This is a genomic window from Phenylobacterium sp. (assembly GCF_044371015.1).
In the GTDB taxonomy this organism is placed as follows: domain Bacteria; phylum Pseudomonadota; class Alphaproteobacteria; order Caulobacterales; family Caulobacteraceae; genus Phenylobacterium.
On record NZ_JBILUK010000275.1, the window covers coordinates 1 to 3,996 of the forward strand.

At 66.7% G+C, this 3,996-nt stretch carries 3 protein-coding genes; all 3 read right to left on the minus strand.

From position 1 onward, the window contains the following. Nucleotides 1-136 precede the first annotated feature (136 nt). The gene (locus ACIQ3R_RS16185) at nt 137-1,672 is read right to left on the minus strand and encodes a CAP domain-containing protein (RefSeq protein WP_397419886.1); all 1,536 of its coding nucleotides are present in this window, start codon (nt 1,670-1,672) and stop codon (nt 137-139) included. 197 nt (nt 1,673-1,869) lie between these two features. Continuing rightward, nucleotides 1,870-3,534 (minus strand): energy-dependent translational throttle protein EttA, encoded by a 1,665-nt coding sequence (gene ettA / locus ACIQ3R_RS16190; RefSeq protein ID WP_397419887.1) that lies wholly within the window; start codon nt 3,532-3,534, stop codon nt 1,870-1,872. A 214-nt stretch (nt 3,535-3,748) separates the two neighbouring features. After that, a partial coding sequence (locus tag ACIQ3R_RS16195) for an MFS transporter (RefSeq protein WP_397419888.1) occupies nt 3,749-3,996 on the minus strand: 248 nt, incomplete at its 5' end.

The following is a 3,996-nucleotide window of genomic DNA, read 5'->3' on the forward strand; positions in this document are numbered from 1 at the left end:
CCGCCCTCGAACAGTTCGTTGTCTTCCGTACCGATGAACTCGGCCATGACGGCGCACCCCGCGTTTCAGGCGCGGAAGGGTGCGCCGGCGAGATTTCGGCCCCATGAAGCAGTAGGGTTAACCGCAATGTCCGGCGCTAACTGCCGAAGATCCAGCCCTGCGGCAGGCTTGAGAGCTGGACCCCGACCAGCACCATCTGACCGCCTCCGGTCATGCTGATCACCGTGTCCGCGCCTGATTGCGCCAGACTGAACGTCGTGCCGGGCGCCAGCTGCACCCGATCCCCCTCGGCGGCGCTGAAGTCGAGCACCCGATCCAGACCGGTCTCCGCGAAGGTGTTGAACGTGTCGGCGCCCGCGCCGCCGCTCATCGTGTCGTCGCCCCGGTCGCCCGAAATGAAGTCGGCGCCGGCCCCGCCGCGGACGATGTCGTTGTCCTGCCCGCCGCGCACGATGTCGTCGCCCTCGCCGCCCTCGCAGGTATCGGCGCCGAGATTGCCGAACACGAGGTCGCCGCCGGAGTCACCGAACAGCAGGTCGTTGTCCTTGCCACCGACCACCCAGTCGTCGCCCAGACCGCCCGAGGCGGTGTCGTTTCCCGCATTGCCGTTGATGTCATCAAAGACCGCGCCGCCCTGCACCGAGTCGTTGCCGGCGTTGCCGCGCAAGTAGTTCTGGCCGGAGCCGCCAGTCAGCGTGTCGCCGCCGCCGCCGCCCTGCACATCGTGAAATCCGCCCCCGACCGCAGTCAGCGAGAGCCCGCGCGCGCCCAGCCCCTCAATCAGGGTGACGGGTCCGCTCACAACCGCAGAGGCGGAGAGCTTCAGGGCCGTCCCGCCGACCACGTCGATCTTCACGTTGTCGCCGGACTGAAGGGTCAGCCCCACCGAGACCGGGCCCGTCAGCCCGCCCCCAGTCAGGGTCACGGTCTGGGCGCCTGTTGCGCTCGATTGCAGGGCGTAGCCGCCGCTGGCGGTGCTCGACGCCGTGACAGCGCCGAGGGTCACGCTCAAACCCGTCCGGCCCTCGCCCACGGAGTAGAACCGGTTGGCGTCGCTGTCGGTATAGGCCACGCCCAGGATGAACACGCCGGCCTGCGAACGCGCGCCGAACTCCTGCGACACCACCAGCGGCCCCACCTGGGTCGCGGCCGAGTTCTCGGCCGTGATGGCGATGCCCGCCTCGCGAAAGTCGGGGTTCATGATGCTGATGCGATGGCCGGCGGGCGACTGCATCCCGTTGGGCCCTTCGCCCCAGTCGACCATGAAGGCCGCGTGGGTCTCCAGCACGCTCCTGCCGAAGGCGAAGACGTTCTCGCCGGCGGTGATGAAGTTGTAGCCCGCCGCCTGGAGGCGCGCGCCAAAGCTCGCCTCGCCCGGGGCCTGGTGGGTCTGCAGGTCGGCGGCGATCATTGCGGCGTTGTGGCCCTCCGCAGCGACCGACAACGCGTCGTTCCAGGCCAGCGGATCAGTCGGCGTGAGCGCGCTCAGCGCCTGCTGCAGCGCCGGCCCCGATACGCCGAAGAACCGCAGCGCGTTGTTGATAGTGGCGTCCGTCGACGTCGCCGTCGCGCCATAGCTGCTGATGTAGCGCGCCGCGTCGCCCAGCGGGTCCAGCCGCGCGGCGTTGATGTACTCCAGGAGCAACTGCTCCTCCGCCGTGGGTGCGGTCATGCCGGCCTCCGTGCCGCCCGTCGTCAGGGCAAGTACGTGGAAAGCCTAACCTGAGTTGCGTTTCCGGACCGTATGCGCGGCCGCTAGAGCGCGTTCGGCGAACCTGGAGGCCGGTTTCGCCGAAGAAACGCGCTCTATTTCAAAGAGATCCAGACTGTTCGACCGGCCTTGATGGTTCCATCAAGGCCGGACAGGCTCTAGCGCGTGAACTTCTGGAACTTGATGCGGTGGGGGATCAGGCTGTCGGCGCCCAGGCGGCGCTTCTTATCCTCTTCATAGGCTTCGAAGTTGCCTTCGAACCACTCCACCTTGCTGTCGCCCTCAAACGCCAGGATGTGGGTGGCTAGGCGGTCAAGGAAGAACCGGTCGTGGCTGATCACCACCGCGCAACCGGGGAAGTCCTCCAGCGCCGATTCCAGCGCGCCCAGGGTCTCCACGTCGAGGTCGTTGGTGGGTTCGTCGAGCATCAGCACATTGCCGCCGGCCAGCAGGGTCTTGGCCAGGTGGACGCGGTTGCGCTCACCGCCCGACAGCAGGCCGACCTTCTTCTGCTGGTCGCCGCCCTTGAAATTGAAGCTGCCGACATAGGCCCGGCTGGGAATCTCGCGGGCTCCGACCTTCACCACATCCAAACCGCCGGAGATCTCTTCCCAGACGTTCTTGTTGGGATCGAGCGTGTCGCGGCTCTGGTCGACGTAGGCAAGCTTGACGGTTTCGCCCAGGCGAACGGCCCCCGCATCGGGGGTTTCCTGGCCGGTGATGATCTTGAACAGCGTGGTCTTGCCCGCGCCGTTCGGCCCGATGACGCCGACGATGCCACCCGGCGGCAGCTTGAAGGTGAGGTCCTTGAACAGCAGCTTGTCGCCGTACTCCTTCTCCAGACCCGTAGCTTCAAGCACCATCTGCCCGAGCCTCGGACCGGGCGGAATCTGGATCTGGGCGAACGTCTGCTTGGCCCTATCGGCCTCGTTCTGCAGATCTTCAAAGGCCGCGAGGCGGGCCTTGGACTTCGAGCGCCGCGCCGAGGGTGATGAGCGCACCCAGGCCAGTTCGCGCTCGATGGTGCGCTTCTTGCCGGCTTCCTCGCGCTCTTCCTGGGCCAGGCGCTTGGTCTTCTGCTCGAGCCAGGAGGAGTAGTTGCCCTCATAGGGCAGGCCCTTGCCGCGATCGAGTTCCAGCGTCCACTTCGTCACCTGATCCAGGAAGTAGCGGTCGTGGGTGACCAGGATCACGCAGCCCGGGAACGCTTCCAGATGGTGCTGCAGCCAGGCCACGCTCTCGGCGTCGAGGTGGTTGGTGGGCTCATCGAGCAGCAGCATGTCGGGCTTGGCCAGAAGCAGGCGCGCCAGCGCCACCCGGCGGCGCTCACCGCCGGAGAGCTTGTCGACCGGCCAGTCGTTGGGCGGGCAGCGCAGGGCGTCCATCGCCATCTCGATGCGGCTGTCGATGTCCCAGAGATCGCCGGCGTCCAGCTTTTCCTGGAGGGTGGTCATCTCCTCCATCAGTTCGTCGGTGTATTCTTCGCCCATCTGGGCCGCGACCGCGTTGTAGCGGTCAAAGATCTGCTTCTCCTCGCACCAGGAGATCACATTGCCCCAGACATCCAGCTTGGGGTCCAGCTGAGGCTCCTGCTCCAGATAGCCGCGCTTGACGCCGTCGGCCGCGAAGGCCTCGCCGGTGAACTCCTTGTCGATCCCGGCCATGATCTTGAGCAGGCTCGACTTGCCCGACCCGTTGACGCCCACCACGCCGATCTTGGCGTCCGGGTAAAACGACAGCCAGATGTTCTCGAACAGCTTCTTGGGCGCGCCGGGAAAGGCCTTGGTCAGGCCCTGCATCTGAAAAATGTACTGCTGCGCCATGGGGCGTCCGCGCTCGCTTGGTCTTTGGGTGGGAGAGATCGAGGCGGGGAAATAGCCGCGCGGGCGGGCGGGCGCAACGCGGGTGGGTCGAATCCGCCCCCTGGAGCGCAATCCGCCGAAGTGGAAGCCGGTTCGGCGGCGGGAATGCGCGCCAGATCAAAGAATCGCGCCTCGTCCTCCCGATCAGACTGATTCAATCAGATCGGGCGAGGCTCTACCCCCGTCCTTCGGCGTCGATCTCGGCGAACGTCCGGCCTTTGGTCTCCCTGGCGAAGAGCGTCGAGACGCCGGTCAGCAGGGCCGCGCCGGCGATATACCAGCCCACCGCGGCGCCTGAGCCCGTAGCGGCCAGCAGGGCGGCCGCGATCAGCGGCGCCAGCGAACCCGCGAACATCGAAGTGACCTGCTGGGCCAGCGAGATGGCGGAATATCGCATCCGGGTGGGGAACATCTCGGCCATGA

Bases quoted from the DNA above. Each gene is read 5' to 3' on its own strand.
- ACIQ3R_RS16185 (WP_397419886.1), bottom strand. From the start codon at position 1,672: ATGACCGCACCCACGGCGGAGGAGCAGTTGCTCCTGGAGTACATCAAC.
- ettA (WP_397419887.1), bottom strand. From the start codon at position 3,534: ATGGCGCAGCAGTACATTTTTCAGATGCAGGGCCTGACCAAGGCCTTT.